A 24,565-nucleotide genomic window follows, 5' to 3' on the forward strand; every position below is an offset into this window, starting at 1 on the left:
GGGTGAGGTCTAGCTGCGGCGCCGGGACGCCTCGTAGAGCACGACTCCGGCCGCGACACCGGCGTTCAGGGACTCCGTGCCGCCCGGCATCGGGATCCGTACGCGGTAGTCGCAGGTCTCGCCGACGAGGCGGGAGAGGCCCTTGCCCTCGCTGCCGATGACGATGACGACGGGACCGGAGAGTGCCTCCAGGTCGCCGACCTCGTGCTCGCCGTCCGCCGCGAGCCCGACGATCGCGAGCCCGGCCTTCTTGTACGACTCAAGGACGCGGGTCAGGTTCGTGGCGCGCGCCACGGGCGTACGCGCCGCGGCACCCGCGGCCGTCTTCCAGGCGCCCGCGGTCATCCCGGCGGCACGCCGCTCGGGGACGACGACGCCATGCCCGCCGAAGGCGGACGCCGAACGCACCACGGCGCCCAGGTTCCGCGGGTCGGTCACGCCGTCCAGTGCGACGATCAGCGGGTCCTCGCCCTGGTCGTACGCGGCGGCGGCGAGCTCCTCGGGGTGCGCGTACTCGTAGGGCGGCACCTGGAGCACGAGGCCCTGGTGGTTGAGCCCGTTGGTCATGCGGTCCAGCTCGGGGCGCGGGGCCTCCATGAGGTGGATGCCGCCGCGTTCACCGGCGATCTGCAGCGCCTCGCGGACGCGCTCGTCGTTGTCGATGAACTGCTGGACGTAGAGCATCGAGGCGGGCACGCCCTCGCGCAGCGCCTCGACGACCGAGTTGCGGCCGACGACCATCTCGGAGGTGCCCTTGCCGCGGCCCTTCACGGAGGCGGGACGGCGGCTGCCACCGGGGCCGCCGCCTGCCTTCTTGGCCGCGGCGTTGGCGATGCGGTTCTTCTTGTGTCCCTTGCGCGCCTCGGCGGGCGGCGTCGGGCCCTTGCCCTCAAGGCCGCGGCGCCGGTTCCCGCCGCTGCCGACCTGCGCGCCCTTCTTGCCGGACATGCGGCGGTTGTTAGCGGCCATGACCTACCTGTCTCTGTGTTGCGTGCGGCTGCCTGCTTGCTGCATGGCTGCCCACGGCGTGACTGCGTACGTATATGAAGTGTGCCGCCCGGGTCGCCGGGCGGCACATCGCGAGGTCAGACGCTCAGCGCGGGCCGAGAGTCCACCGCGGTCCGGCCGGGCTGTCCTCGATGACGAGGCCGGACTGGTTGAGCTGGTCGCGGATGGCGTCGGCGGTGGCCCAGTCCTTGCGGCCGCGCGCCGCCTCTCGCTGCTGGAGCACGAGACGGACGAGGGTGTCGACGGCCCCGTGGAGGTCGTCGCCGCGGTCGCCGTCGCCGGCCCACTGCGGGTCGAGCGGGTCGAGGCCGAGGACGCCCAGCATGGCGCGCACCTCGGCGAGCCGTTCCACCGCGGCTTCCTTGTCGTCGGCGGCCAGGGCGGAGTTGCCCTGCCGGACCGTCGTGTGCACGATCGCGAGGGCCTGCGGGACACCGAGGTCGTCGTCCATGGCGTCGGCGAAGGCCGGCGGCACGTCGGAGGCGGGCTCCACGACGCCTCCTGCCTTCTCCACCACGCGCTGCACGAAGCCCTCGATCCGCGCGAACGCGGACTCGGCCTCGCGCAGGGCCTCCTCGCTGTACTCGATCATCGAGCGGTAGTGCGGGGTGCCCAGGTAGTAGCGCAGGACGATCGGGCGCCACTTCTTGACCATCTCGGAGACGAGGACCGAGTTGCCGAGCGACTTCGACATCTTCTCGCCGCTCATGGTGACCCAGCCGTTGTGCACCCAGTACCGCGCGAACGCGTCGCCGAAGGCCTTGGCCTGCGCGATTTCGTTCTCGTGGTGCGGGAAGATCAGGTCGATGCCGCCGCCGTGGATGTCGAACTCACGGCCGAGGTATTTGTGGGCCATGGCCGAGCACTCCAGGTGCCAGCCCGGACGGCCGCGGCCCCAGGGGGTCTCCCAGCTGGGCTCCCCTTCCTTGGCGGTCTTCCACATGGCGAAGTCACGCGGGTCGCGCTTGCCGGTCTCGCCCTCGCCCGACGGCTGAAGGAGGTTGTCCAGCTCTTGGTTGGACAGCTCCAGATAGCCGGGGAAGGACTTCACGTCGAAGTAGACGTTGCCGTCCGACTCGTAAGCGTGGCCGCGCTCGATCAGGCCGCGCATCATCTCGACCATCTCGGTGATGTGTCCGGTGGCGCGCGGCTCGTACGTGGGCGGGAGGCAGCCCAGGACGTCGTAGCCGCTGTTGAAGGCGCGCTCGTTCTCGTACCCGATCGACCACCACGGGCGGCCCTGCTCGGCCGACTTCCGGATGATCTTGTCGTCGATGTCCGTGACGTTCCGGATGAAGGTGACGTCGTATCCGCGGTGGGCGAACCAGCGGCGCATGATGTCGAAGTTGAGTCCCGACCGGATGTGGCCGATGTGTGGGGCTGCCTGCACCGTCGCGCCGCACAGGTAGATCGAGACACAACCGTCGTTGAGCGGGCTGAAGTCTCGGATCTGCCGGGCGCTGGTGTCGTACAGGCGAATCGTCACCACTCCAGGGTAGTGGTCCAAGGACAGTGCCCTGCGACCTCCCGGGTCAACAGGGCACGTAACTGTGACATGCGCGGGTCCGCGAGGGGGCGTCAGATCCTGCCGACGACCTTGCGCGGGGTGACGCGGACGACGACGCGGGTGTCGTCCTTCGCCGCGGACTGATTGAACTCGGCGTACTTCAGGCCGGTGTACTTCAGCGCCAGCTCGTCGATGAGCTCCTGCCCGCCCTCGGTGGTCATCGTCACCTCGCCGCGGATCTCGGCGTACGTGTACGGGGCGTCGAAGGGCTGGAGGAGCACCGTCACGCGTGGGTCGCGGCGCAGGTTCTTCTCCTTGCGGCGGTTGACCGTGGTGGAGAAGAGCAGGTCGTCGCCGTCCCGCTTCACCCAGACCGGTGAGACCTGGGGGCTGCCGTCGGGCTGGACCGTGGCGACGGAGACGAAGACGGGGGTGTCGAGCAGGGCCTTGAGCTTGTCGGACAGTTCGGCGGACATAGGGGCGCCTCTCTCGTACGTCGGTGACTGTCGCTGTTGCTGTCGGGGTGCCGTACCGATACTCCCCCGTCGCCCGTGCGCCGGTCAGTCCGTCCGCACGACCAGTGCCGTCGCGATGGCGGCGAGGCCCTCGGCGCGGCCGGTGAGGCCGAGCCCGTCGGTGGTCGTGCCGGACACGGCGACCGGGGCGCCGACGGCTGCGGTCAGCGTCTTCTGTGCCTCGTCACGCCGCTTGCCGACCTTGGGGCGTACGCCGATGACCTGGACGGCGACGTTGCCGATCTCGAAGCCTTCGGCGCGCACGATCCTGGCCGCCTCGGCGAGCAGCGTCACTCCGGAGGCACCGGACCATTCGGGCCTGCCGGTGCCGAAGTGCGCGCCGAGGTCGCCGATGCCGGCGGCGGAGAAGAGGGCGTCGCAGGCGGCGTGCGCGGCGACGTCACCGTCCGAGTGCCCGGCGAGGCCGGCGCTCTCGCCCTCCCAGAGGAGTCCGGCGCACCACAGCTCGCGCCCTTCCTCGAAGGCGTGCACATCGGTGCCGATGCCGACCTGCGGGAACGCCGCGCGCGGCTGCTGCTCAGAAGCCATCGTTGGCCCTCCTGCGGGCGAGTACGGCCTCGGCGAGGACGAGGTCCAGGGGCCGCGTGACCTTGAAGGCCTCTTCGTGGCCGGGCACGACGACGACCTGGAGGCCGAGCTGCTCGACCATGCTGGCGTCGTCCGTGACGTTGTCGGTGACCGTGGCGTGGGCGCGGACGAGGATGTCGCGGTCGAAGCCCTGCGGGGTCTGCACGGCGCGCAGACGGGCCCGCTCGGGCGTGGCCACCACGGGCTCCGGCGCTCCGGGCTCGCCGGGTTCGACCTGCTTGACGGTGTCGGTCAGGGGCAGCGCGGGGACGACGGCGGGGGCGCCGTCGCGTACGGCCTCGATGACGCCGTCGACGGTGTCGACGGGCACCAGCGGGCGGGCCGCGTCGTGCACCAGGACGACGTCGATGCCGTCCGGCAGGGCGTCGAGGCCGAGCTTCACGGACTCCTGGCGGGTGTCGCCGCCGGGGACCACGACGAAGTCGGTGCTCCCAGGCAGCGCGTGGTCGGCAAGGAGGGTCTTGACCTCGGCGGCGCCCTCCGGCGGGGCCACGACGACGACGAGCGAGACGGCGCGGGAGGCGGCCATGGCCCGTACGGCATGGATGAGCATGGGCGTGCCGTTCAGCGCGCGGAGCGCCTTGGGGGCGCCCGGGCCGAGCCGTACGCCGCGTCCGGCGGCGGGGATCACGACCGCGGTGCGGGATTCCTCAGACATCGCTTCCGTTCAGGTTTGTGTGCTCGGCGGGGCTGGGTATGGCCTTGGCAGAGTGCCGGGCGTGAGCCTTGACCGGACCCTTCCGTGACATCTGGTCGAGCCGACTGCCCGGCACGCACACCAAGCAGCGCCGAGTACGACGCGGGTAGGGAACGTCAGGAATTCAAGGATTACGCCTTCAGGGATTACGCCTGAGCAAGCTGGGCAGGTCCAAGCAGGGCAGGTCTGGGTACGAACATGCCGCAGCGCCCGGCGACACCATTGAGGGTCAGCGGGCACCGCGGCATTTCATGGCGCCAAGACGTATGCGTATGTCAGGACGCGATCAGGACGCGAGAACCTCGTCAAGCAGGGCCTCGGCCTTGTCCTCGTTCGTGTTCTCCGCGAGGGCGAGCTCGCTCACCAGGATCTGGCGAGCCTTGGCGAGCATGCGCTTCTCACCCGCGGACAGTCCGCGCTCACGCTCACGACGCCACAGGTCACGCACGACTTCCGCGACCTTGATGACATCGCCCGATGCGAGCTTCTCGAGATTTGCCTTGTAGCGACGGGACCAGTTCGTCGGCTCTTCGGCGTACGGCGCGCGCAGTACTTCGAAGACCCGGTCGAGCCCGTCCTGACCGACCACATCACGCACGCCGACGAACTCCGCATTGTCCGCAGGCACACGTACCGTCAGGTCGCCCTGAGCGACCTTCAGCACCAAGTAGGTCTTGTCCACGCCTTTGATCTGGCGAGTCTCAATGGCCTCGATCAGCGCGGCCCCGTGATGGGGATAGACCACGGTGTCGCCAACCTTGAACGTCATGTGACAGGTACCCCTTCCGTGGCTATCCATCCTAACACGAGAATCGCCTCTTCTGAATGGCGTTTTCGCAGGTCAGGGCATATCTCGGGGCTTGACAACAGCAACAGGAACGTGCTGCGAAGGGCTTGTGGAGCGAGGTATTCGCAGGTCGGAGCGGCTCTTCGGGGAAGCGGAAACATGCCCGTCACACCCCCTCCGGGAGCGCTCCACGAGGCTGAACGTCCCGGTTTGCCGGGTTCCGAGTGGTGAACTTCCGCTACTCCGTTCGGCGACCGGAGAGCGGTGCGAGCCCGCGTTCGACGGAAATCCGGAATTGATCAAGCGCCCCCGGTGATCAATTCCCCCGGACTTCCGCGCACTTCCTCGGACTTCCCCGGAACCGCCATGCATTCCTTACCGGAAATCCGCAGGTCCAGCCGCGATGACTCTTGACGGCACTTAAGTGAATGGTGGACGAGATGCCAATGGCGCGGACGTCACGGCAGGGGCGTGTGCGTCGCCGCACGAGCCACGGGAGAGCGGCTCACCACCCGTAGGGGCGGGTCGGGTGCGGTGGCACGGGAACGGCTCGGTAACCTAAGCCCGCTGACACACGCTTAGGGCGGCTTCAGGGCCGCCCGCCCCTCCCGTACCGCCCTCGTTCAAGGAGTTGCCGCCGCCGTGAGCCGCAGCCTTCGACGTGGCGCAATTGCCGCCACCGCCATCGCGTTCTCGCTCGCGTCGCTCGCCGCGTGCGGCGCCGGTAACAACGCCCAGACGCACGAGATCAAGCCGGACAACGCCGCGACCGCTGTCGGCGACATCAAGATCCAGAACGCCATGGTGATCACCCAGCCCGACCTGAAGTCGACGGGCCCGGCGGTGATCGCCGCCACGATCTTCAACAACGGCAGCACCGACCAGAAGCTGGAAGAGATCGCGGTCGACGGCACCGGCAAGAAGGCCAAGATCACGCCCGCCAAGGACGACAAGATCTCCAAGCGGGGCGGTCCGCTGACCATCCCCGCCGGCGGCTCGGTCATCATCGGCGGCAAGGACAACGCCACCGCGGTCCTGCCCAGCAGCCGCGAGGCCGTCAAGGACGGCGACGCCCAGCCGGTCACCTTCGCCTTCAGCAAGACCGGCGACGTGAAGATGAAGACCTTCGTCGTGCCGGCCGAGAGCTACTTCAAGAAGTGGGGCCCGGCCGAGGTTCCCGAGGCCCCGGGCTCGAAGCCGTCGGAGAAGCCGTCCGGCAGCGCGTCGGCCGACCCTTCGGGCTCGCCCGCCACGAACCCCTCGGGCACGCCCGCCGATGGCGCGAACACCGAGCCGTCCGGGGCGGCCTCGTCGCCGGCCGGTGGCGGCACGCAGTCGCACGGTGCGGGCGACGCCGTCCAGCACTGACCGGCGTCCGTACGAGACGTACACACGGAAGGGCGGGAACCCGGTGCCGGGTTCCCGCCCTTCCTCTGTCTGCCGCGTCTACCGGGGGGCCGTCTACGGCTCGAACTTGTAGCCCAGGCCCCGCACCGTCACCAGGTAGCGCGGGGCTCCCGGGTCCGGTTCGATCTTGGCGCGGAGGCGCTTGACGTGGACGTCGAGGGTCTTGGTGTCTCCCACGTAGTCCGCGCCCCAGACGCGGTCGATGAGCTGCATGCGGGTCAGGACGCGGCCCGCGTTGCGCAGGAGCATCTCCAGGAGGTCGAACTCCTTGAGGGGCAGGTCGACCTTGGAGCCGGAGACCGTGACGACGTGGCGGTCCACGTCCATCCGGACCGGGCCCGCCTCCAGGGCCTGCGGGGTGACCTCCTCGGGCTCACCGCGGCGGCGCAGTACCGCGCGGATGCGGGCCACGAGTTCGCGGGACGAGAAGGGCTTGGTGACGTAGTCATCGGCTCCTATTTCCAGGCCGACCACCTTGTCGATCTCGCTGTCCTTGGCGGTGACCATGATCACCGGGACGTTGGAGCGGCCGCGCAGCTGTCGGCAGACCTCCGTGCCGGGCAGGCCCGGCAGCATCAGGTCGAGCAGGACGAGGTCGGCGCCGTTCCGCTCGAACTCGTCCAGTCCGTCAGGGCCGGTTGCCGCGATGGCGACCTCGAAGCCCTCCTTGCGAAGCATGTAGGACAGGGCGTCGGAGAAGGACTCCTCGTCCTCTACGACGAGCACTCGGGTCACGGAAGGACCTCCGGGGCAGGAATGGGTTCGTACGAAGTGGTCTCTTCGGGCCGTGCGGTGCCGGCTTCGCTGCCGTCTCCGCCGTGACCGGATCCGCGGTCGCGGTTCGCGGCTGCTTCGGGCAGCCGCAGCGTGAAGGTGGAGCCCTGTCCCTCGGAGCTCCACACGGTGACCTCCCCGCCGTGCGAGGCGGCCACGTGTTTGACGATGGCGAGGCCGAGGCCGGTGCCGCCGGTGGCGCGGGAGCGCGCCGGGTCCACTCGGTAGAAGCGCTCGAAGATGCGCTCCTTGTCCTTGTCGGAGATGCCGATCCCCTGGTCGGTGACGGCCACCTCGATGAAGTCTCCGCCCGGTGCGTTGACCCGGCGGGCGGCGACGCCCACCCGGGTGCGCGCCGGCGAGTAGTTCACGGCGTTCTCGACGAGGTTGCCGAGTGCCGCCGCCAGCTGGCCGCGGTTGCCCCATATCTGCAGGTCGGCGGTGCCGCCCGCGGCCATGGTGATCTGTTTGTGCGATGCCTGGTGACGGCTGCGGTCGATCGCCTCCGCCACCAGTTCGTCGACACGGACGGGCTCGGCGTCCTCCAGGGGGTCGTCGTTCTGGACCCGGGAGAGGTCGATGAGCTCCTGCACGAGGTTGGTCAGGCGGGTCGCCTCGATCTGCATGCGGCCCGCGAAGCGCTCGACGGCCTCGGGGTCGTCCGAGGCGTCCATGACGGCCTCGGAGAGGAGGGAGAGAGCTCCTACCGGCGTCTTGAGCTCGTGGCTCACGTTCGCGACGAAGTCGCGTCGTACGGCCTCGATGCGGCGGGCCTCCGTGAGGTCCTCCACGAGGAGCAGGACCAGGCGGGAGCCCAAGGGGGCCACGCGTGCGGAGACGGCGAGGGCCTCGCCCCGGCCGGTGCCGCGGCGTGGCAGGTCCAGTTCGACCTGGCGTATCTCGCCGTCGCGGCGGGTGTCGCGCGTCATCTGGAGCATGGGCTCGACGGCGAGCTTGCCGCCGCGGACCAGGCCGAGGGCGTACGCGGCCGAGCTGGCCTTGACGACGCTGTCCGCCTCGTCGAGGACGACGGCGGACGAGCGGAGCACGGAGAGCACCGTGTCGACGCCGGGCGGCAGTACGGGGTCGGTGTGCAGGGAGGTCCGGGTGGGGCGTTTCAGGTCGCGCTCGCTCCAGCGGAACGCCAGCATGGCGATGACGCCGGTGCACACCCCGGCGATCGCTGCCGCTGCGGCGACCGCCGCGTTCACGTCCATGCCCCCAGGTTATGCGCCGGATGAGCACCTGCCCCAGCCATCCGGGTGCCCGCTCGAACACTCGTCGCCCAGAGTTCACCGAGGGGACGGTGTTGGTTCACTTCGGCCGAACGGGTTACTCCGGGCCGTGCGGACACGGCTCCGGGGCGCGCACCACGCGTCGCCCACAGTTCACCTCGGTGACAGGGGCGGTTCATTCGGGGTGCCGGAAACGGACGCGTCGGGGCCGCACCGTGGGAGCGTGGGGGTCACCCCCCGGGACGTACTAGAGAGGGACATCCACATGCGGGACGCGTACCACGAGGAACTTGACTCGATCGGCGAAGGCCTGGTCGAGATGGCCCGCCTTGTCGGGTCCGCGATCGGGCGCGCCACGACGGCCATGCTCGACGCCGACCTGAAGATGGCGGAGAGCGTGATCGCCGCCGACCAGAAGGTGGACGATCTGCAGCACGAGCTGGAGGCGCGCGCGATAGCCCTCCTCGCACGGCAGCAGCCGGTCGCCACCGACCTGCGCATCGTCGTGACCTCGCTGCGGATGAGCGCCGACCTGGAGCGTTCGGGCGACCTCGCCCAGCACGTCGGCAAGCTGACCCGCCTGCGCTTCCCCGCGTCGGCCGTTCCGCAGGACCTGCACGCGACGATCCTGGAGATGGGGCAGCTCGCGCAGCGCCTCATGGCCAAGGCGGCCGAGGTCATCATCACGAAGGACGTCGACCTGGCGCTCCAGCTGGAGCAGGACGACGACGAGATGGACCTGCTGCACCGCACGCTCTTCCAGCACCTGATGGACGACCGCTGGAAGCACGGCATCGAGACGGCCGTGGACGTGACGCTGCTCGGCCGCTACTACGAGCGCTTCGCCGACCACGCCGTCTCGGTGGCGAAGAGGGTCGTCTACCTGGTCACGGGCGAGCACGCGGACGAGATCCAGACGACGGGGGCGCCGGTGGAGGGCGCCTGAGGCGCTTCTCGTCCGGAGGGCGCCTGAGCCCTCCTGTTCGTACGCAAGGGTGTGCCCCGCACGGTCAGGTCGTGCGGGGCACGGTCGTGTCCGGCGTCGCTCCGGGTCAGCCGCAGCAGCCGCCGCATTGGCACGGTCCGCCCGACTGACAGCCGCAGCCGCAGCCCGAGCCGCAGCCGCAGGAGCCAAGGAGCACCAGCTCGGGCAGGCCGGGCGTCTTCGCCGACTGCTCGGGGACGGTTTCGGTCATGGGGGACTCGGCCATGGGTCTCCTCCTCGAAGGCGTACTGCCTGATGCCCATTCCATGCCCACTGGGAGGGGCGCAGCAACGGCGCACGCGCGCGCGGGTGTTGAGGGACGGGCAGGGACGCTGTCCCCTACGCGCGGGCGGGAAGGTCGGCGGCTTCGCCGGGCGCGGGAGCCGTGGGCACGAGGGTCGCTTCCACCGTTTCCTCCTCGGCGGGCAGCCCCTTCATCAGCCACCAGTACCCGGCGGCGGCGAACGTGCCGATGACCGCGCAGATGCCCCAGAGCCACTCGGCGCCGAAGCGGTCGATGACGAAGCCGGACATCAGCGGGGCGACGAGCGAGGCCACGGCCCACGACAGGACGTACATGCCCTGGTAGCGGCCCCTGCCGTGGGTCGGCGAGAGGCGTACGACCAGGCCCGTCTGCGTGGGCGCGTTGACGATCTCGGCGAGGGTCCAGACGCACACGGTCAGGGCGAAGACGCCGATGGATCCGGCGAAGGCGGTGAGCCCGAAGCCGTAGCCGGCGAGCAGCGCGGAGACGATCAACAGCCGCTGCGGGTCGCGGTGTTCGATGAAGCGGGTGACGGGGATCTGGAGCGCGACGATCAGGACGCCGTTGACGGCGATGGCGAGACCGTAGTCGGCGGGCGTGAACCCGGCCTCGCCCATGGCGACGGGCAGTCCCACGGAGCCCTGCTGGAAGATCAGGGCGACGAGGAAGGACAGCCCCACGACGCCCATGAAGCGCCTGTCGCGCAGGACGGTCCCGAGGCCGACCTCCGGGTCCGACGCCTTCTCCAGGGCGGTCCGCACGGGCCGCGACTCCGGGAGCTTCGCGAAGACGACGACGGCGCAGACCATGGTCATCACGGCTTCGATGAGGAACCCGGCGAGGTAGCTGAACTCGGCGATGAAACCGGCGCCCATGGAGGAGATCGCGAACCCGAGGTTGATGGCCCAGTAGTTGAGCGAGAAGGCCCGCACCCGGTCCTCGGGGCGGACGATGTCGGCCATCATCGCCTGGACGGCGGGGCGGGACGCGTTGCTCGCCATGCCGACGAGGAAGGCGACGGCCGCGATGGCCAGGGGGTCCTTCATGAAGCCGAGGAGCGCCACGGACAGGGCGGTGGAGGCCTGGGCGACGAGGAGGGTGGGCCGCCGCCCGAGCCGGTCGGTCATCACGCCCGCGCCGACCGAGGAGACGACGCCGCCGAGTCCGTGCAGGGCGGCGACGAGACCGGCGTACAGGGCGGAGTAGCCGCGGTCGAGGGTCAGGTAGAGCGCCATGAAGGTGGCGACGAAGGCGCCGAGGCGGTTGACGAGGGTGCTGGTCCACAGCCACCAGAACTCGCGGGGAAGACCGGAGACGGACTCCTTGGCGGCGCGTCTCAGGGCGGCGAGTGGCATCGGTGTTCCCCCACGGTTCAGGCAGACCTACAAGCGCCTCATGTAAGTGTCTCTAGCGCGGATCGAACATTACGATGTGACTGTCCCGGAGGGCCAGTGGATTAGCGAAACCCGTCAATCGACCGGCCTGCCGTCCGGGGTCCGGGCGGACGCGCGGGGCACCCGGCGGTTCGATTACGCTCAGGGGCATGGCCGACGCACCGTACAAGCTGATCCTCCTCCGCCACGGCGAGAGCGAGTGGAACGCGAAGAACCTGTTCACCGGCTGGGTGGACGTCAACCTCAACGAGAAGGGCGAGAAGGAGGCGGTCCGCGGCGGTGAGCTGCTCAAGGACGCCGGCCTGCTCCCCGACGTGGTCCACACGTCGCTCCAGAAGCGCGCGATCCGCACGGCCCAGCTTGCGCTGGAGTCCGCGGACCGCCACTGGATCCCCGTGCACCGCTCGTGGCGCCTGAACGAGCGTCACTACGGCGCGCTGCAGGGCAAGGACAAGGCGCAGACGCTCGCCGAGTTCGGCGAGGAGCAGTTCATGCTCTGGCGCCGCTCGTACGACACCCCGCCGCCGCCGCTGGACCGTGACGCCGAGTACTCGCAGTTCGAGGACCCGCGCTACGCGACGCTCCCGCCCGAGCTGCGCCCGCAGACGGAGTGCCTGAAGGACGTCGTCGTCCGCATGCTCCCGTACTGGTTCGACGGCATCGTCCCGGACCTCCTGACCGGCAAGACGGTCCTGGTCGCAGCCCACGGCAACTCGCTGCGCGCCCTGGTCAAGCACCTGGACGGCATCTCGGACGAGGACATCGCGGGCCTGAACATCCCGACGGGCATCCCGCTGTCGTACGAACTGGACGCGGAGTTCAAGCCGCTGAAGGCCGGCGGCACGTACCTCGACCCCGACGCGGCGAAGGCGGCGATCGAGGCGGTCAAGAACCAGGGCAAGAAGAAGTAAGACGGACTGATCAAGCCCCCCTACCTGCGGGTCCTCCGCTGGTAGGGGGGCTTGATGCTGCTGTGGGGCCGTCTCTGGGCCGTCAGCTGCTTGGTCGGGCGTCACACGGCAGGACCGGCGGAGCCCGGTCGCGGCTGTGGTCTCACATCTGCCTGTGCTCCCGCTTCACGGAGAGCCGCAACCGCGATCTCGGCGGCCTCTTCGGATATGCCGTCGTGGATTACAACGGGAGCCTCATCCATCAAGATTTTGCTCTGCCAGATGCTCAGCCCGGTCAGCCAACGCACGACCTGCAGAACGTCCAGCGTCCGGGCTCCGACGTCGGTGAGCACCACGGTCTGAGGTATGTCGTCGCACACCACGGTGACGTAGATGTACTCGTCTGCCATCCCTGCCCCCTCCCGTCCAGATCAGGAGCGTAGGCGTGCTGCGCCGACGCCCGCCCACACATGGATAGGGCCGGGGCCAATCGGCGATCACCCGACGAATCGACCCAGGCGCAAGGCGATGCCTCCGGCGGGGGCGCTCTGACTCTGGGATGGAGGGGGCGCCGTACGCGTCTGCGGGCTCATCGTGGCGAGTGTTGGGGGGCTCCCATCCCGTCCACCGTCGACCCAGGCAGAGCCGAGCAGACGCGGCCCATGGCGTCCAGGTCGTTCGTACAGTGGCGCGCTCCACCTGGACGCCATGAACCACGCCCGCTCCACGGTGTGTGGGTCGACGGCGGACGGGATGGGAGCTGAGGAGAGTGGTGGGTTGAGCTGAACCGATCGAAGCCGCCTAGTGGTAGCCCCTGACAGTGGTTAGTCGTAGCTTTCAGTCATGCGACATCCAGCAGACCCGGTGCTGCTCTTCGATCCAGATGGGCGCATGTTCATAGTCCCTGAACCAGCCCTCGCTGATGAACTGATCGGGTCGGTAGAGGAGTTCTTTGAAGGCTACGACGGTCGGGGGCGCCCTATCCGCGCATATGGACCGCCCGGACAGGTGGGCCTGACCCTCGTTTCTACGGATCCACGGGAGGAGGAAATCCGAGCACGAGTCGAGCACTACTACTTCGTATTCGCCGCCCGCCATCCCACGAGAACCCCTCCCCAGGAGACCGACTTAGAGGCCTTCATTCGAGCTGTAGCGGAGGACTGGGTCGAGGAGTAGCTGAAATGGGCGAAGGGCCGTCTACTTGGCCCAAAAGCCAGCTGGGCGGCGCGATGCATCTTGCACCTTCTTCAGAGCATGCACCCACCGGTACGCGCTGCGTGCGCACGCTGCGAGGTCGTGGAGATCCCGTACCGTTGGCGCTCCCTTGGCCTTGGGCATGGAATCAATCAGCTGTCGAGTCCTCCGCAGACACTGCGCGTCGTCGCCGGTAAGAATGTTCAGATCCCTGCGCAAGACCTGCGTCAACTCGTTGTCCAACCAGGGGAGACCGACTGACGCCAACCGAGCTCGGACATCGCGTTCGAGGAAGCGCCACTCCGCTTCGGCAAGTCCGGCCCACTCCAGAGCCTGCCGACTCTGCGAGAGCGTTGTCGCTATCCCAGATTGGTCCAAGAACTTCCGTCCGGCATTTGCAGCCTGATCCCACTCGTATCGGGATACAGAAACGCCGATCACCCGCTCCCGCATGCCCCGTCTCGGCCGGAGTAGATCTCGCGTGTTGGTGACGGCGTGTGTGTAGAAGTCGTCGACAAAAGTCACAAGACCGTTGAGCCGTGTTTCGGCGCCCTCCCCGGAATCGTCCATCCGGATGCAGCTCCGCACGGTCAGATCAAAATCTTCCGCCACACGGCGAGCCAGGCTGAGTGCTGCTCGCCGCTCCGAACGCTCTACTTGATCCCTGTTGAGTGCATTGAGGAAGAAGAGCGCAACGGGCGCTCCAATCAGGAAGCCGGTAAGCCCCGAGAGGGCGCTCGGCACATATGCCAAGCCCCAACCCGAGGTCGAATCCTTCCAGACGGACCAGGCCAGCAGCAGGAAGCCAAGGATCAAGGATGCCCACCCTGCGACCTTCGTAGCAGCTGTTGCGTCCCTCATGTCCTCGCGCCAGCGTGTCATCTGGCCTCCTCATGTACCGCGCGTAGCACGGAGTCCTGTGTGGATCTGTTATGCAGCACAGCAGTGGATACGGCAACCCCAGAAGCCGGAAGCGTTCCACAGCGGGGCTCACTTGCCTCCCCATAGCCTGGATGTCCTCCGAGACCGAATTTCTACCGAGCTGCGGACAGAAGGCGCGGAGGTAGAGCGGGAATCTGTGAGTGTCTAACTGAGTGACAAAACCGACGGACAGCGCCGGACGTAAGCGAACAACGACGGACCATCTCCGCAGCTCAGCACGGCAGTTAGTCCCGCTCAGCCTCTCCCCAAGTTGCTTCGGGGCGCAGCGGTCGTTCCCCAAGGCTCGCCGCTACGCTACCGTCGGCACGGCCTTCTCATACGGACGTCGCCAGCAGCCTGGCTGAGGCTGGACGGCGCTGACGCAGACGATGCCCTCCGATACGCTCCCGAGCCATGGCGAATGGCAACGGCGTGCCGGAAAAGGTGGCGTGGATCCTGGTTCGGGACGACCGGGTGTTGGTAACGCGTAGTCACGGCAGAGATTGCTTCTACTTCCCGGGCGGTCATCGTGAGCCGGGCGAGTCCGACAGCGAGACCCTGGTGCGGGAGATCGACGAGGAACTGCAGGCGACGATCGACCCTGGTTCCATGGTGCACTTCGGCACTTTCGAGATCGGTGAGGGCCATCCGGATCACGGCCCTTTCCGGATGATCTGTTACACCGCCGATCACCGTGGTGAGCTAACCCCGTCGAGGGAAATCTCCGAGAAGGCATGGTTCCGCTATGCCGATCGGGACCGAGTCTCGGCCGTCGACGAGCTGGCTTTCGACGCGCTTCACGAGGCCGGGGGGCTTCCCTGATCCCGTGACCGCTGTACAGCAGCGAAGTACAGCAACCACCACGACCGCAGCCGACCGCCAACAGCCGTCGATGGCTGACTCACCAGCCAACCAGACCTAATGGCCCTCCAGCCAGGAGTTCGGGCCGAAGAGACCGTGCAGAAGCGTGCCAGGTCGCGCGGGGAACCATGGGGAATGGCGGGGACCAGATCGTCGGCCCGTCCCGTGTCAAAGCCGCTGCTACACAGGGCAGGCCAGCAATCGCCCACAGGAGACCCGAGCTTCCCAAGCTGATATCTCCGACAGCAGCTCGCACTCGTGTCTTGGCCTTCACCGTTGCGGGAGATCGCCCAGCGTGGCGCACTCCCTGGCCCACCTCTGCCACGGCACCCTGGCGGCCCAGAAGAAGCGACAGAGAGAGGTTGACCTGTGCCCCGTTCCGACCAAGTGCAGACTCCTGCGCTGGCGCCCCACGTCTCGCAGGTGGCGTTGAGCCCAGAACGCCTTCTGGATGCCCCGCTGCTCGATCTTCTCGCAGAGGTGGACATCACGCTTGACGAGTCTTCGATCACCGACCCCGGGTTCACCGGCGCTGCCGTGGTCACCCAAGACCGCGTGGTCCTGGCCATGAGGTCCGGCCAACCCGACTGGGAGCGGGACAATGTTGCGCGAGCCTTGCTGGGTCGTGTGCTCAACGTGCCGCTGGCGCCGTTGCCTGAGCCCTACCGAATCACGGAGGTCTGAACCGGTCAGATCCTGGGCCGTTTCTGGGGCGTCCGAGGCCGCTCGCCACTGGCCAATAATGACCAATGACGAGCACTCGGCCGCCTATGGACACCGCCCTGAACAGCAAAGTCCCAGCTCCCCAAGATCCCCGACACCACCCAGGGCAAGAAGAAGTAGCCCACAGCCGTACGCGCACAGTCGTAAGCCCCCTGCCCGCCGGTTCCCGTCGGGCAGGGGGCTTTCGTTGGTCTGTGCGCGGGGTCGGGCTCAGGCGCTCCAGCCGCCGCCGGTCGCGCGGCTCGCCAGGTAGGAGTCCCGTAGTGCCTCGCGCAGGCCCGGGACTATTTCGTCGTAGCGGGTGGCGAGGGTCTTGAGGGGTTCTTTGTGGGCGCGGGACTCTGCGCGGGTCCATACGCAGGTCAGTTCCAGTTCGACCGCGAACACGGCCATGGTCAGCTCGTCCAGGGGGATCGACGCCGGGTCGGCTCCGCTGAGGACGGTGTCGCGTACCCGCTTCTGGAGGGTGCGCACCGCCTCCGGGTCCGTGACGGTGACGCGGTCGGCCGGGATGAGGCCCATCAGCTTGCCGCGGGCGACGGACACCGCTCCCGCCTCGGCGAGCTGGTCACGCACCGGTGTCTCCGCGGTGTGGGCCTTGTTGTGCACGTAGTTGAGCCAGCCCTTGGGCTTCTCGTCGGGCAGGTCGCCCCACACCCCGGCGGCGAAGGAATCGTCCGGCGCCTTCCCGGGCCTTCGGATCACCTTGCGTCCCTCTGTGGCGAGCAGCCCGTCCCGGGCCAGCTCGGTGAAGGCACCCGCCCGCAGCAGTTGGCCGCGGCCCTGGATGTTGTCGAGCTGGAACTTGCCCTTGTCCACGGAGTAGCAGAGCAGGTAGAGCCGTTGCGGCAGTGTCTGGGTCTGGGTCTGGGTCATGGCTTCTCCCGTAAGTGTCTCGGCCGTACGCATGGGTGTGTTCATGCCTCGTGAGGGCTGAAGCCCAGGTGTTCGCCCAGGAAGCGTTCGGCCGCCGTGTAGAGCGCGATAACGTTCTCCGGGTTCTCGATCGCGTGGCCCTCGTCCTCCATGACGATGTACTCGACGGGGACACCGCGTGCGCGGCAGGCTTCGACGAGCTGGTCGGACTCGGCGAGGACCACGCGGGCGTCGTTGGCGCCGTGCACCACCATCAGGGGCGTACGGATCTGGTCGACGCGGCTGATCGGGGAGCGGGCCAGCATGTCGGCCTCCTGCTCCGGGTCCGCCGGGTCGCCGACGTACGTGAACCAGTTGTAGGCGAGCATCGGCTTGACGAAGTCGGGCTGGCTGCGCATGAAGTTGGCCAGGTCCGCGATGCCGACGACATCCACGGCTGCGGCGAAGACGTCCGGGGTGAAGGTGACGCCGACCAGGGACGCGTAGCCGCCGTACGAGCCGCCCATGATCGCCACGCGGTCCGGGTCGGCGTACCCCTGGTCGACCGCCCACCGCACGCCGTCGATGAGGTCGTCGTGCATCTTGCCTGCGAGCTCCCCGATGCCGGCCCTGGTGAAAGCCTTGCCGTACCCGGTGGAACCCCGGAAGTTGACCTGCAGCACGGCACAGCCACGGTTGGCGAAGAGCTGCACGGCGGCGTTGTACCCCCAGCTGTCCCGGGTCCAGGGGCCGCCGTGGACGAAGAGGACCAGCGGCAGCCCTGACGGCTCGATGCCGACCGGCAGCGTCAGGTGCGAGGGCAGGGTCAGACCGTCGCGTGAGGTGATCGACACCGGTCGCATCGGGGCCAGCGACTCGGGGTCGAGGTCCGGCCTCGCCCGGTGGAGGAGGCGGCTCTCGCCCGTGGCGTGGTCGTAGAAGTAGGTGACCCCGGGGTCACGGTCGTGGGTGAAGCTCACCACCCACCGCCGGCCGCTCTCGTCGGATGACACCCCGGCGAGGTCACCGTCGGACAGCTTCTCCAGGTTCTCCAGTACGGCGGCGAAGTGCGGGTCGAGGGCGTGGATCACCTGCCGCTCGCCGAGATAGCGGACCCCGAGCAGCTCCCCGGTGCGTCGGCAGCGGATGAGAGGGGAGGGCAGGGCGGGGAAAACCAGGGCACGGGTGTCCAGGTCGTACGACGGGTGGGAGTCGACCTCTTCCTCCTCGCCGGTGGCCAGGTCGAGCCGGGCAAGACGCAGGCGGTCGCTCCCGCGGTTCGAGCCCAGCCACACGCCGGTGCCGTCCGGCGTGACCTCCATGGGGTAGATGCCCAGCGGCGCGTCACTGCCGTCGAACTCCGCCACGGGGTGCAGCGCGCCCGTCGCCCCGTCCCACCGGGACAGTTCGAGGTTGCCCTCGGCCGTCGTCGCCACCGCGAACAGGCCGCGCTCGCCGTACAGCCAGCCCCCGACCTTGCCGCCGGGGTGCCGGGCGAGGGTCGTGAGGTCACCGGTGGCCATGTCCAGCTCGACCAGGTCGAACTGGGCCCGGTCGCGCAGGTTCAGCTGGGTGATCACCTTGCCGGGCCGTCCCGCGGGCAGGTCCAGGCCCATGGTCCGTACGCCGGGGAAGGGCGTGAGGTTCACCGCGGGGGCGTCCGGGTTCTCCAGGTCCACGCGGTAGAGGTGCAGGTTCTCGTCGCCGCCCTGGTCCCGGCAGTAGAGCAGCCACCGCGGGTCACGCGTCCAGTGGTAACTCACCACCCCGCGGTCCTCGGTCGACACGCAGCGCGCGTCGCCCGGCGCGTCGGTGCTGCCTTCTGCCTGCTGATCGACGCTCTCGATCCAGACGTTCATGCGGTTCTTCCACGGCGCCAGGTACGCCATCTTCTTGCCGTCCGGCGAGAGCGTTGCCTTCGCTCGAGCCGGCGAACCGAAGAACTCCTCGACGGAGATGGTCTCCCGCGTCTCTCGTGTCTCTCGCAGTCCCATGTCGGTCCTTCCTGTGGGCGCTTGCTGTCACGCCTCCATCGCGGCACTTGCTGTCACTTAATGACAGTGTCACTAAATGACACGCACGGCAAGCAGGCATCGACAGGCGGAAGCGCGGGCAACCGTGTGGTCCACGTCACATGCAAAACGGGTAGCCATCGTGTGTCACTAAGTGTCAATCTAGCGTTAAGTGACGTAGCGAAATCGCACTGTGCCCCCCAGACGAACTCGGGAGAACTGACCACCATGAAGACCAAGAGCTTCCTGGCGACAGAGACCGACCACACGCAGGCGGAGCAGGAGCAGCAGCCGGCATCCCCGCAGCGGCCTTCGATCCTCGATCAGGCGGGTGGCACCAAGGGAGTCGTCTACTCGGCCCTGCCCGTACTGGCATTCGTCGTCGCCCACAACTTCCGCGGGCTCAAGGCGTCGATCATCGCCGCCGTCGCCGTCGCCGTCGCGATCGGCGTGGAGCGGCTCGTCCGCAAGGAATCGGTGCAGCCCGCGATCGGCGGCGTGTTCGGCGTCGCGATCGCCGCCGGCGTCGTCTGGTTCACCGGCTCGGCCAAGGACTACTTCCTCATCGGCATCTGGGCGAGCCTGGCCGGCGCCGTCCTCTTCCTCCTCTCCGTACTGGTGCGGTGGCCGCTGGCCGGCGTGCTCTGGAACGCGGCGACCGGTCAGGGCAGCATCTGGCGCGCGGACAAGCGCTCGCGGCTCTACTACGACGTCGCCACCCTGGTGCTCGCCGCCGTCTTCGGCGCCCGGTTCGCCGTACAGCAGTACTTCTACGCGACCGACCAGGTCGGGTCGCTGGGCGCCGCCAAGATCGCCATGGGCTTCCCGCTGCTCGCCCTGGCCCTCCTGGTGGTCGCCTGGGCCGCCCGGCGTTCGAACCAGCGGCTGGCGGAGATCGGCCTGCTGCCCGCCAAGCACGTCTCGCCCAGCCGGTGATGGTGACGGCGACAGCGACGGTGGCTGTGACCGCGACCGTGACCGTGACACCGGGAAGGAAACCGCAGTGACCACGAGCCGAGGCCACGTCGTCCGACCGCTGGGCGCGTTCGAGCGGACCATCGACTTCTACATGCGCCGCAACCCCCTCCAGTTCTCCCTGGTCGCAGAGCTCGACCGGCCCGTGTCGGAGGCCGAGCTGGCAACCGCGCTGGTGGAGCTGTGCCGTTGGCACCCGCTGCTCGCGGTGACGGTGGACCGCACCGCGGCCGAGGCCGTGTACCGGCGGACCGACCGCGCGATCCCGGTGACGACGCTGCCCGATGGCACGCCCTGGCAGGCCGTCGCGGCCGCCGAGCAGACCCGGCCGATCCCTCAGGACCCGGGCCCGCTGGTGCGCGCCGCCCTGCTGCCGCGGGGGCCGCGGTGCGCCATCGTGCTCACCTTCGCCCACCAGATCGCCGACGGGGTGGGCGGGTTGCGGGCGCTGCTCGACCTGGTGGCGGCGCTGGACGGCGAGGAGCGCTCGCCCGGCAGTGTCCCCGAGGCACAGGAAGACCTGCTCGCCCGGATCCGGATGGTCACGCCACCGGACACCGTGACCGACGGACCGGCAGCGGATGATCCGCGCATGCACGCCACCGGCGGACTTGCCCCCTTCTCCGGGCACCTGCCGCACCTGCAGTCCCTGGCCCTCGACCAGGAGCTGACCAGCCGGCTCGTCCACCGCTGCCGCCTGGAGAGCGCATCGGTGCATGCCGCGCTCTGCGCCGCCGCCGCGGTGGTGTTCCACCGGCGAGGGCGTGAGTTCGTACGAGTGCTGACTCCCGTCGATCTGCGCCGCGCCGGCGGTCTGCCCGACGAGGTGGTGAACCGCTTCGTCGGGGCCAAGACCTCGAGTGAGGCGCACGAGGCCGGCGACTTCTGGAAGCTGGCGCGGAACGTTCGCGAGTCCCTCACCCGCCAGCGTGCTCCGCACGCCATCAAGGAGGCCGGTGCGCAGCTCACGGAGCATGCCCCGGCGAGCGGGGAGGAGGCAGAGGCGATGATGGCCGCCGCCACCGCGGCCGACATCCAGATCACCAACCTCGGCGTGGCGGAACCGCGGCCCCCGAGTGCCGGCACGCTCACCGCCCTGTGGGGCCCGGCGCAGATCACGCAGTTGCGCGGGGAGCACGTGCTCGGTGTGGTCACCGTCGGCGGGCGGCTCCGGATGACTGAGCTCACCCACGACCCCGTCGCCGGTCTTGTCGGGGACATCGGCGCCGTACTGGCCGAGGCTTGTCGCCGCACCGGCCACGCGTAGGCCCGCCCTGCCGTGCTGGCACGGGACGTCACTTAATGTCAATATGACACTGACGCACCGGCAAGAACACGAGCGGAAGTGACCGGCATGGCGACGGCCAAGCGTGGCAAGAGCGGGATGAGCGACCAGCGGCGCCACCGGCTGCGCCTGGAGATCTCGCGGGAGGCATCCCGCCTCTTCTGGGAGCAGGGCGTGGACGCCACGAGCGGCGACCAGATCGCCGCGGCGGTGGGCCTGTCGACCCGCACCATCTGGCGTCACTTCCGCAGCAAGGAAAGCTGCGCCGAACCCATCGTGACGCAAGGCGTCGAATGGGAGATGAGCACGCTGCGCGGCTGGCCCGCGGACGTCTCCCTCGAAGAGCGCTTCCGTACGGAGGCGAGCCGGTTCCGCCGCGAGGCCGACCCCGTCGAAGTGGCCGACACCGGGCTCGCGATGCGGATGATCCGGCTCGCCGACACGGAACCGGCCCTGCGTACCGCCTGGTTGATGGCCTGTGACCAGGTGGAGCGCGAGATGGCGGAGATCATCGCGAAGCGGCTCGGGCGCCCGGCCGCCGACCTCGAGGTGCGCCTGCACGCCGCGGCGGCCTCGGCCGCCCTCCGGGTCCTCAACGAGGAGATCGGCGCGGCCCTCCTCGACGGTGCCGATCCCGCACAGTTCGCCGACGCCTCGGAACGCATCGCGTCCGCCGTGCGCCGGGCCACGGGAGGGGCCGTGGGGGACCCGGTTCCGGTCACCACGGCCTGAGCCGGTTCGGAACCCCATCCCGGGTCGCCAGGAGCGCCACTAAATGCCATCGTGACACTTGATGACATGCAAATTACACTGGTGGCAGACGTCCATGTGCCGCGATGGGGTGAATCAGATGGCAACGCCCACCAGCCGTGGCTCCAGGGGAATGAGTGAGCGCCGGCGCCACCGGCTGCGCCTGGAGATCTCCCGGGAAGCGTCCCGCCTCTTCTGGGAGCACGGCGTCGCCGCGACCAGCGGCGACCGGATCGCCGCGGCGGTGGGCCTGTCCACTCGCACCATCTGGCGTCACTTCCGCAGCAAGGAAAGCTGCGCCGAACCCATCGTGACGCAAGGCGTCGAATGGGAGATGAGCGCGTTGCGGAGCTGGCCGCGCCATCTCTCCCTCGAAGACCATCTCGCCGCGGAGGTCATCAGGCACGAGAACGCCGCCGATGCCGCGGAGCGCTCCGACACCCTGCTCGCGATCAAGATGATCCGGCTCGCGGACCGCGAGCCGCCGATCCGGACGGCCTGGCTCATGGCCTGCGACCAGGTGGAACGCGAAATGACCGCGATCATCGCGAAGCGGCTCGCGCGCCCGCCCGGCGACCTCGCGGTGCGCCTGCACGGAGCGGCCGCCTCCGCCGCCTTCCGGGTCGTCAACGAGGAACTCGGCGCCGCCTCGCTGCGCGGCGCCATCCCCGTGGACTTCGAGGACGACCTGATCGGACGCATCGCGCGGGCCGTACGGGATGCCACCGGCGGGGCGATCGGCGACGCGATCGCCCCAGCCCCACCCCCCTGATCACGGGGCAGGGCTCACGGACCGCCACCCGCGTCCGAGATGCCCTGCGCGAGCTCGCCGACGGCGTCCATGATCCCGTGCCCGAAGGCCGTCGGGGCGATCAGTACGCCGAAGACCAGCACGACCGCCATGGTCATCCCCGTGTCGAGCCGGGTCCTTGGCTTCACACGTCTGCGCCACAGCAAGACGATGACGACAGCCAGCAGGACCGCGAGATCCATCGTGAGCACCACTTGGCCGGCCCTCCCCATCAGGCAAGAACGTCCCGGTCATCCTGTGTAGCCGGAACCGCGTGATGGGGGCACTCAGTTGGGCGGGGTTGGCGACAAAGCACCCGTGGGGGGCCGAATCGGCGGACTTGTCAGGGGCGGACCTGTCAGACGGGGCGCGGCTCCCGCTGTGCCTCGGGCAGTTCCAGCTGCGCCTCGGGCAGTTCCCGTTGTGCCTCGTACAGGTTCCTCGGCCGCACGGCATCCGTCGTCCCGTAGAGCTCCAGTCGCGCGTGCAGGTCTCCGGAGAAGTCCGGTACGTCGATCTGGTCGAACTCACGGACCTCGTTGATGCCGACCGTGGCGCTGTACGGCGCGAGGCCGTCGATTTTCATCAGGCCCGCGCGGCCGTTGGTGACGCGGATGTTCCAGTGGGTGAAGCGTGCCCCGAAGAGGGGGCCCGCGCTCGCGTCCCCGCCGTGGCGGCCGTTGTTGTCGACCGTGATGTCCGTGCGGACGTTCGCGAAGGGCATGCCTCGGTGGCTGTCGAACGTGCCCATCTCCATCTCGCCCCGGGACCAGACGTTGTGGGAGGACAGGCCCTCCACGTTGATGCCGTGGAGCTGGGTGCCCGACGGGGCCGGGGCCGTGCGCCGGGCTATGTGGAAGTCCTCGGTCAGGTTGTCGTGCGAGCCCTCGCGGCAGAAGTACGGGTGGTGCGCTCCCCTGCCCTCCACCCGCGTGCGGCGCAGCGTGCACGCCGACGCGCTCACCAGGCCGAAGCCGTTGTCCACGTGGCGGACCACGATGTCGTCCGCCCAGCAGTCGTACGCGCACTGGAAAGTCACCCCGTTGTAGCCCTTGTCCAGGAGGTGGGGCGATTGCGGTGTCTCCACGGCTTCGAGCGTCAGGCCCTCGACCCCCGCGCCCGTCAGCGCCTCCACGTGCGTCGTCAGGCGGGGGTCCCATTCCTCGCGTACATCCAGCGGGAGCGGGCGTTCGAGGGTGACCGCTTCGTCTTGTCGTCCCAGGTGTACGACTCGGCGCCCGGACCGCCGCCCGCCATGTGCTCCAGGAGCGTGTGGCCGGCGTCGTCCGCCAGGCGCAGCAGCACCAGGTCGCCCTGGTGGAGGCGCGATGTGTCCTTGACCCGCAGGGTGCGATCGCCTCGGCTCGCGGGAGCGACCGCCGTGAGGGGCTCCCACTCGTCCCGCCCGTTGCCCGTCCAGCCCTCGAAAGGCCACGCCTTCGCCCTGATGGCGGTCGTCAGCGAATCCCAACGAGCCTGCGGGCAGAGCCAGATGAGCCCGCCGGCCCAGGACCAGCTCGACTTGTCGCCGCCGTAGCGTGAGCCGTACGGGCCGATCAGTTCCGTGAGGTTCTTCGTCGCGTGGAGGGTGGTGCGGTGACTGCCCGCGCCCCGCAGGACCACGTTGTCGTGGGCCATGCGGATGATGCCGTCGATGCGGTATCTGCCGGGCGGGAGGAGCACCGTGCCGCCGCCCCGCTCCCCCGCTTCGGCCAGTGCGCGGTTGATCGCCGGGGCCGCGTCCTGCGTGCCGTCCGGCCTCGCCCCGTAGTCCCGCGCGTTCGCGACCACCTTGGGCCTGGGGAGGCGGCGGGCGCCGGAGCGGGCGCCTGCCCTGGCTACGTAGGGGATCTGGGGGTGCGTATACGGGGCCGCCCTGAACTCCCGCCAGAGCGCGGGGATTTCGCCGGGCTTCGCCGCCGCAGTCCCACCGGAGGCGGCGACGGCGACGGCCGCTACGGCGATCGCACCGCCGAGTACGCCACGTCTGCTGGGATGCTCCTCGTCCGTGCCCGTATGCCTGTCCATGCCCGCCGCCACCTTCCATGGATGTGAACGCCATTCATGTCTGCGATGGGCGCGAGCATGCCACTGCCTCCCCGCACGGGGAAGACGTCCCGCGGAGG

The 24,565-nt window shown here is 69.1% G+C and carries 25 protein-coding genes and 1 pseudogene; 10 read left to right on the forward strand and 16 right to left on the reverse strand.

Features of this window, described 5'->3' with window-relative positions; genetic code table 11:
• Positions 1 to 9 precede the first annotated feature (9 nt).
• The 6 genes from rlmB to ACZ5U5_RS23155 all read right to left on the reverse strand — a co-directional run bounded on the left by rlmB (position 10) and on the right by ACZ5U5_RS23155 (position 5,105).
• Positions 10 to 969 (reverse strand): 23S rRNA (guanosine(2251)-2'-O)-methyltransferase RlmB, encoded by a 960-nt coding sequence (gene rlmB, locus ACZ5U5_RS23130; RefSeq protein ID WP_469024692.1) that lies wholly within the window; start codon positions 967 to 969, stop codon positions 10 to 12.
• Between the two features lie 124 nt (positions 970 to 1,093).
• Positions 1,094 to 2,494 carry a cysteine--tRNA ligase gene (gene cysS, locus ACZ5U5_RS23135; protein ID WP_469024695.1) on the reverse strand — a complete coding sequence of 467 codons (1,401 nt, stop codon included), beginning with the start codon at positions 2,492 to 2,494 and terminating at the stop codon, positions 1,094 to 1,096.
• Between the two features lie 92 nt (positions 2,495 to 2,586).
• Positions 2,587 to 2,991 carry a PPOX class F420-dependent oxidoreductase gene (locus ACZ5U5_RS23140; RefSeq protein ID WP_469024698.1) on the reverse strand — a complete coding sequence of 135 codons (405 nt, stop codon included), beginning with the start codon at positions 2,989 to 2,991 and terminating at the stop codon, positions 2,587 to 2,589.
• Between the two features lie 84 nt (positions 2,992 to 3,075).
• Positions 3,076 to 3,579 carry a 2-C-methyl-D-erythritol 2,4-cyclodiphosphate synthase gene (gene ispF, locus ACZ5U5_RS23145; protein ID WP_469024701.1) on the reverse strand — a complete coding sequence of 168 codons (504 nt, stop codon included), beginning with the start codon at positions 3,577 to 3,579 and terminating at the stop codon, positions 3,076 to 3,078.
• Positions 3,569 to 4,297 (reverse strand): 2-C-methyl-D-erythritol 4-phosphate cytidylyltransferase, encoded by a 729-nt coding sequence (ispD, locus tag ACZ5U5_RS23150; protein ID WP_469024703.1) that lies wholly within the window; start codon positions 4,295 to 4,297, stop codon positions 3,569 to 3,571. The genes ispF and ispD overlap by 11 nt, the downstream gene beginning before the upstream one ends.
• 325 nt (positions 4,298 to 4,622) lie before the next feature.
• Positions 4,623 to 5,105, reverse strand: coding sequence for a CarD family transcriptional regulator (locus ACZ5U5_RS23155; RefSeq protein WP_003953493.1), 483 nt, complete (start codon positions 5,103 to 5,105; stop codon positions 4,623 to 4,625).
• Between the two features lie 660 nt (positions 5,106 to 5,765).
• Between ACZ5U5_RS23155 and ACZ5U5_RS23160 the strand changes: the two genes are divergently transcribed.
• Positions 5,766 to 6,491 carry a copper chaperone PCu(A)C domain-containing protein gene (locus ACZ5U5_RS23160; RefSeq protein ID WP_469024705.1) on the forward strand — a complete coding sequence of 242 codons (726 nt, stop codon included), beginning with the start codon at positions 5,766 to 5,768 and terminating at the stop codon, positions 6,489 to 6,491.
• A gap of 93 nt (positions 6,492 to 6,584) precedes the next feature.
• On the opposite strand, the gene phoP is transcribed toward ACZ5U5_RS23160, so the two are convergent.
• Entirely contained in the window at positions 6,585 to 7,256 is a 672-nt protein-coding gene (phoP, locus tag ACZ5U5_RS23165; RefSeq protein ID WP_468975769.1) for a two-component system response regulator PhoP, read from the reverse strand.
• Positions 7,257 to 7,261: 5 nt separating this feature from the next.
• Positions 7,262 to 8,521: a two-component system sensor histidine kinase PhoR gene (gene phoR / locus ACZ5U5_RS23170; RefSeq protein ID WP_469024709.1), complete on the reverse strand. Its 1,260-nt coding sequence runs from the start codon at positions 8,519 to 8,521 to the stop codon at positions 7,262 to 7,264.
• A 283-nt stretch (positions 8,522 to 8,804) separates the two neighbouring features.
• Here phoR and phoU point away from each other — a divergent pair, with 283 nt between their 5' ends.
• Complete coding sequence (gene phoU, locus ACZ5U5_RS23175; RefSeq protein ID WP_469025017.1) at positions 8,805 to 9,485, forward strand: phosphate signaling complex protein PhoU; 681 nt, start codon at positions 8,805 to 8,807, stop codon at positions 9,483 to 9,485.
• Positions 9,486 to 9,591: 106 nt separating this feature from the next.
• Here phoU and ACZ5U5_RS23180 read toward each other — a convergent pair whose 3' ends face one another.
• Both ACZ5U5_RS23180 and ACZ5U5_RS23185 read right to left on the reverse strand, forming a co-directional pair.
• The gene (locus ACZ5U5_RS23180; protein WP_363213118.1) at positions 9,592 to 9,750 is read right to left on the reverse strand and encodes a hypothetical protein; all 159 of its coding nucleotides are present in this window, start codon (positions 9,748 to 9,750) and stop codon (positions 9,592 to 9,594) included.
• A gap of 113 nt (positions 9,751 to 9,863) precedes the next feature.
• Entirely contained in the window at positions 9,864 to 11,144 is a 1,281-nt protein-coding gene (locus tag ACZ5U5_RS23185; RefSeq protein WP_469024712.1) for an MDR family MFS transporter, read from the reverse strand.
• A gap of 188 nt (positions 11,145 to 11,332) precedes the next feature.
• Here ACZ5U5_RS23185 and ACZ5U5_RS23190 point away from each other — a divergent pair, with 188 nt between their 5' ends.
• A complete protein-coding gene (locus tag ACZ5U5_RS23190) occupies positions 11,333 to 12,094 on the forward strand; it encodes a phosphoglyceromutase (protein ID WP_469024715.1) in 762 nt (253 codons plus the stop codon).
• A 101-nt stretch (positions 12,095 to 12,195) separates the two neighbouring features.
• Here the strand turns inward: ACZ5U5_RS23190 and ACZ5U5_RS23195 are convergent, their stop codons facing one another.
• Complete coding sequence (locus ACZ5U5_RS23195; RefSeq protein WP_469024717.1) at positions 12,196 to 12,483, reverse strand: ribosomal protein L7/L12; 288 nt, start codon at positions 12,481 to 12,483, stop codon at positions 12,196 to 12,198.
• Between the two features lie 433 nt (positions 12,484 to 12,916).
• Here ACZ5U5_RS23195 and ACZ5U5_RS23200 point away from each other — a divergent pair, with 433 nt between their 5' ends.
• Entirely contained in the window at positions 12,917 to 13,249 is a 333-nt protein-coding gene (locus tag ACZ5U5_RS23200; protein ID WP_469024720.1) for a hypothetical protein, read from the forward strand.
• Positions 13,250 to 13,270: 21 nt separating this feature from the next.
• Here the strand turns inward: ACZ5U5_RS23200 and ACZ5U5_RS23205 are convergent, their stop codons facing one another.
• Positions 13,271 to 14,149 (reverse strand): hypothetical protein, encoded by an 879-nt coding sequence (locus ACZ5U5_RS23205; protein ID WP_469024722.1) that lies wholly within the window; start codon positions 14,147 to 14,149, stop codon positions 13,271 to 13,273.
• Between the two features lie 453 nt (positions 14,150 to 14,602).
• Between ACZ5U5_RS23205 and ACZ5U5_RS23210 the strand changes: the two genes are divergently transcribed.
• Together ACZ5U5_RS23210 and ACZ5U5_RS23215 are read left to right on the forward strand one after the other, a co-directional pair.
• Positions 14,603 to 15,010 carry an NUDIX hydrolase gene (locus ACZ5U5_RS23210; RefSeq protein ID WP_469024724.1) on the forward strand — a complete coding sequence of 136 codons (408 nt, stop codon included), beginning with the start codon at positions 14,603 to 14,605 and terminating at the stop codon, positions 15,008 to 15,010.
• A 408-nt stretch (positions 15,011 to 15,418) separates the two neighbouring features.
• Entirely contained in the window at positions 15,419 to 15,733 is a 315-nt protein-coding gene (locus ACZ5U5_RS23215) for a hypothetical protein (RefSeq protein WP_469024727.1), read from the forward strand.
• A 249-nt stretch (positions 15,734 to 15,982) separates the two neighbouring features.
• On the opposite strand, the gene ACZ5U5_RS23220 is transcribed toward ACZ5U5_RS23215, so the two are convergent.
• On the reverse strand, positions 15,983 to 16,648 hold the full coding sequence (locus ACZ5U5_RS23220) for a GOLPH3/VPS74 family protein (protein WP_469024730.1): 666 nt from the start codon (positions 16,646 to 16,648) through the stop codon (positions 15,983 to 15,985).
• Positions 16,649 to 16,689: 41 nt separating this feature from the next.
• Entirely contained in the window at positions 16,690 to 18,621 is a 1,932-nt protein-coding gene (locus ACZ5U5_RS23225) for a S9 family peptidase (RefSeq protein WP_469024733.1), read from the reverse strand.
• 246 nt (positions 18,622 to 18,867) lie between these two features.
• Here ACZ5U5_RS23225 and ACZ5U5_RS23230 point away from each other — a divergent pair, with 246 nt between their 5' ends.
• From ACZ5U5_RS23230 to ACZ5U5_RS23245, 4 genes are all read left to right on the forward strand, one after another.
• A complete protein-coding gene (locus ACZ5U5_RS23230) occupies positions 18,868 to 19,575 on the forward strand; it encodes a DUF3159 domain-containing protein (RefSeq protein WP_469024736.1) in 708 nt (235 codons plus the stop codon).
• A 67-nt stretch (positions 19,576 to 19,642) separates the two neighbouring features.
• Positions 19,643 to 20,881, forward strand: coding sequence for a phthiocerol/phthiodiolone dimycocerosyl transferase family protein (locus ACZ5U5_RS23235; protein ID WP_469024739.1), 1,239 nt, complete (start codon positions 19,643 to 19,645; stop codon positions 20,879 to 20,881).
• An 87-nt stretch (positions 20,882 to 20,968) separates the two neighbouring features.
• A complete protein-coding gene (locus ACZ5U5_RS23240; protein WP_469024741.1) occupies positions 20,969 to 21,631 on the forward strand; it encodes a TetR/AcrR family transcriptional regulator in 663 nt (220 codons plus the stop codon).
• A gap of 151 nt (positions 21,632 to 21,782) precedes the next feature.
• A complete protein-coding gene (locus ACZ5U5_RS23245) occupies positions 21,783 to 22,421 on the forward strand; it encodes a TetR/AcrR family transcriptional regulator (protein ID WP_469024744.1) in 639 nt (212 codons plus the stop codon).
• A gap of 14 nt (positions 22,422 to 22,435) precedes the next feature.
• On the opposite strand, the gene ACZ5U5_RS23250 is transcribed toward ACZ5U5_RS23245, so the two are convergent.
• Together ACZ5U5_RS23250 and ACZ5U5_RS23255 are read right to left on the reverse strand one after the other, a co-directional pair.
• Positions 22,436 to 22,654, reverse strand: a complete 219-nt coding sequence (locus tag ACZ5U5_RS23250) for a hypothetical protein (RefSeq protein WP_469024747.1) — start codon at positions 22,652 to 22,654, stop codon at positions 22,436 to 22,438.
• 143 nt (positions 22,655 to 22,797) lie between these two features.
• Positions 22,798 to 24,467 (reverse strand): annotated as a pseudogene (locus ACZ5U5_RS23255) (glycosyl hydrolase family 28-related protein).
• Between the last annotated feature and the right edge of the window lie 98 nt (positions 24,468 to 24,565).

This window comes from Streptomyces sp. NPDC033177, from assembly GCF_055577715.1.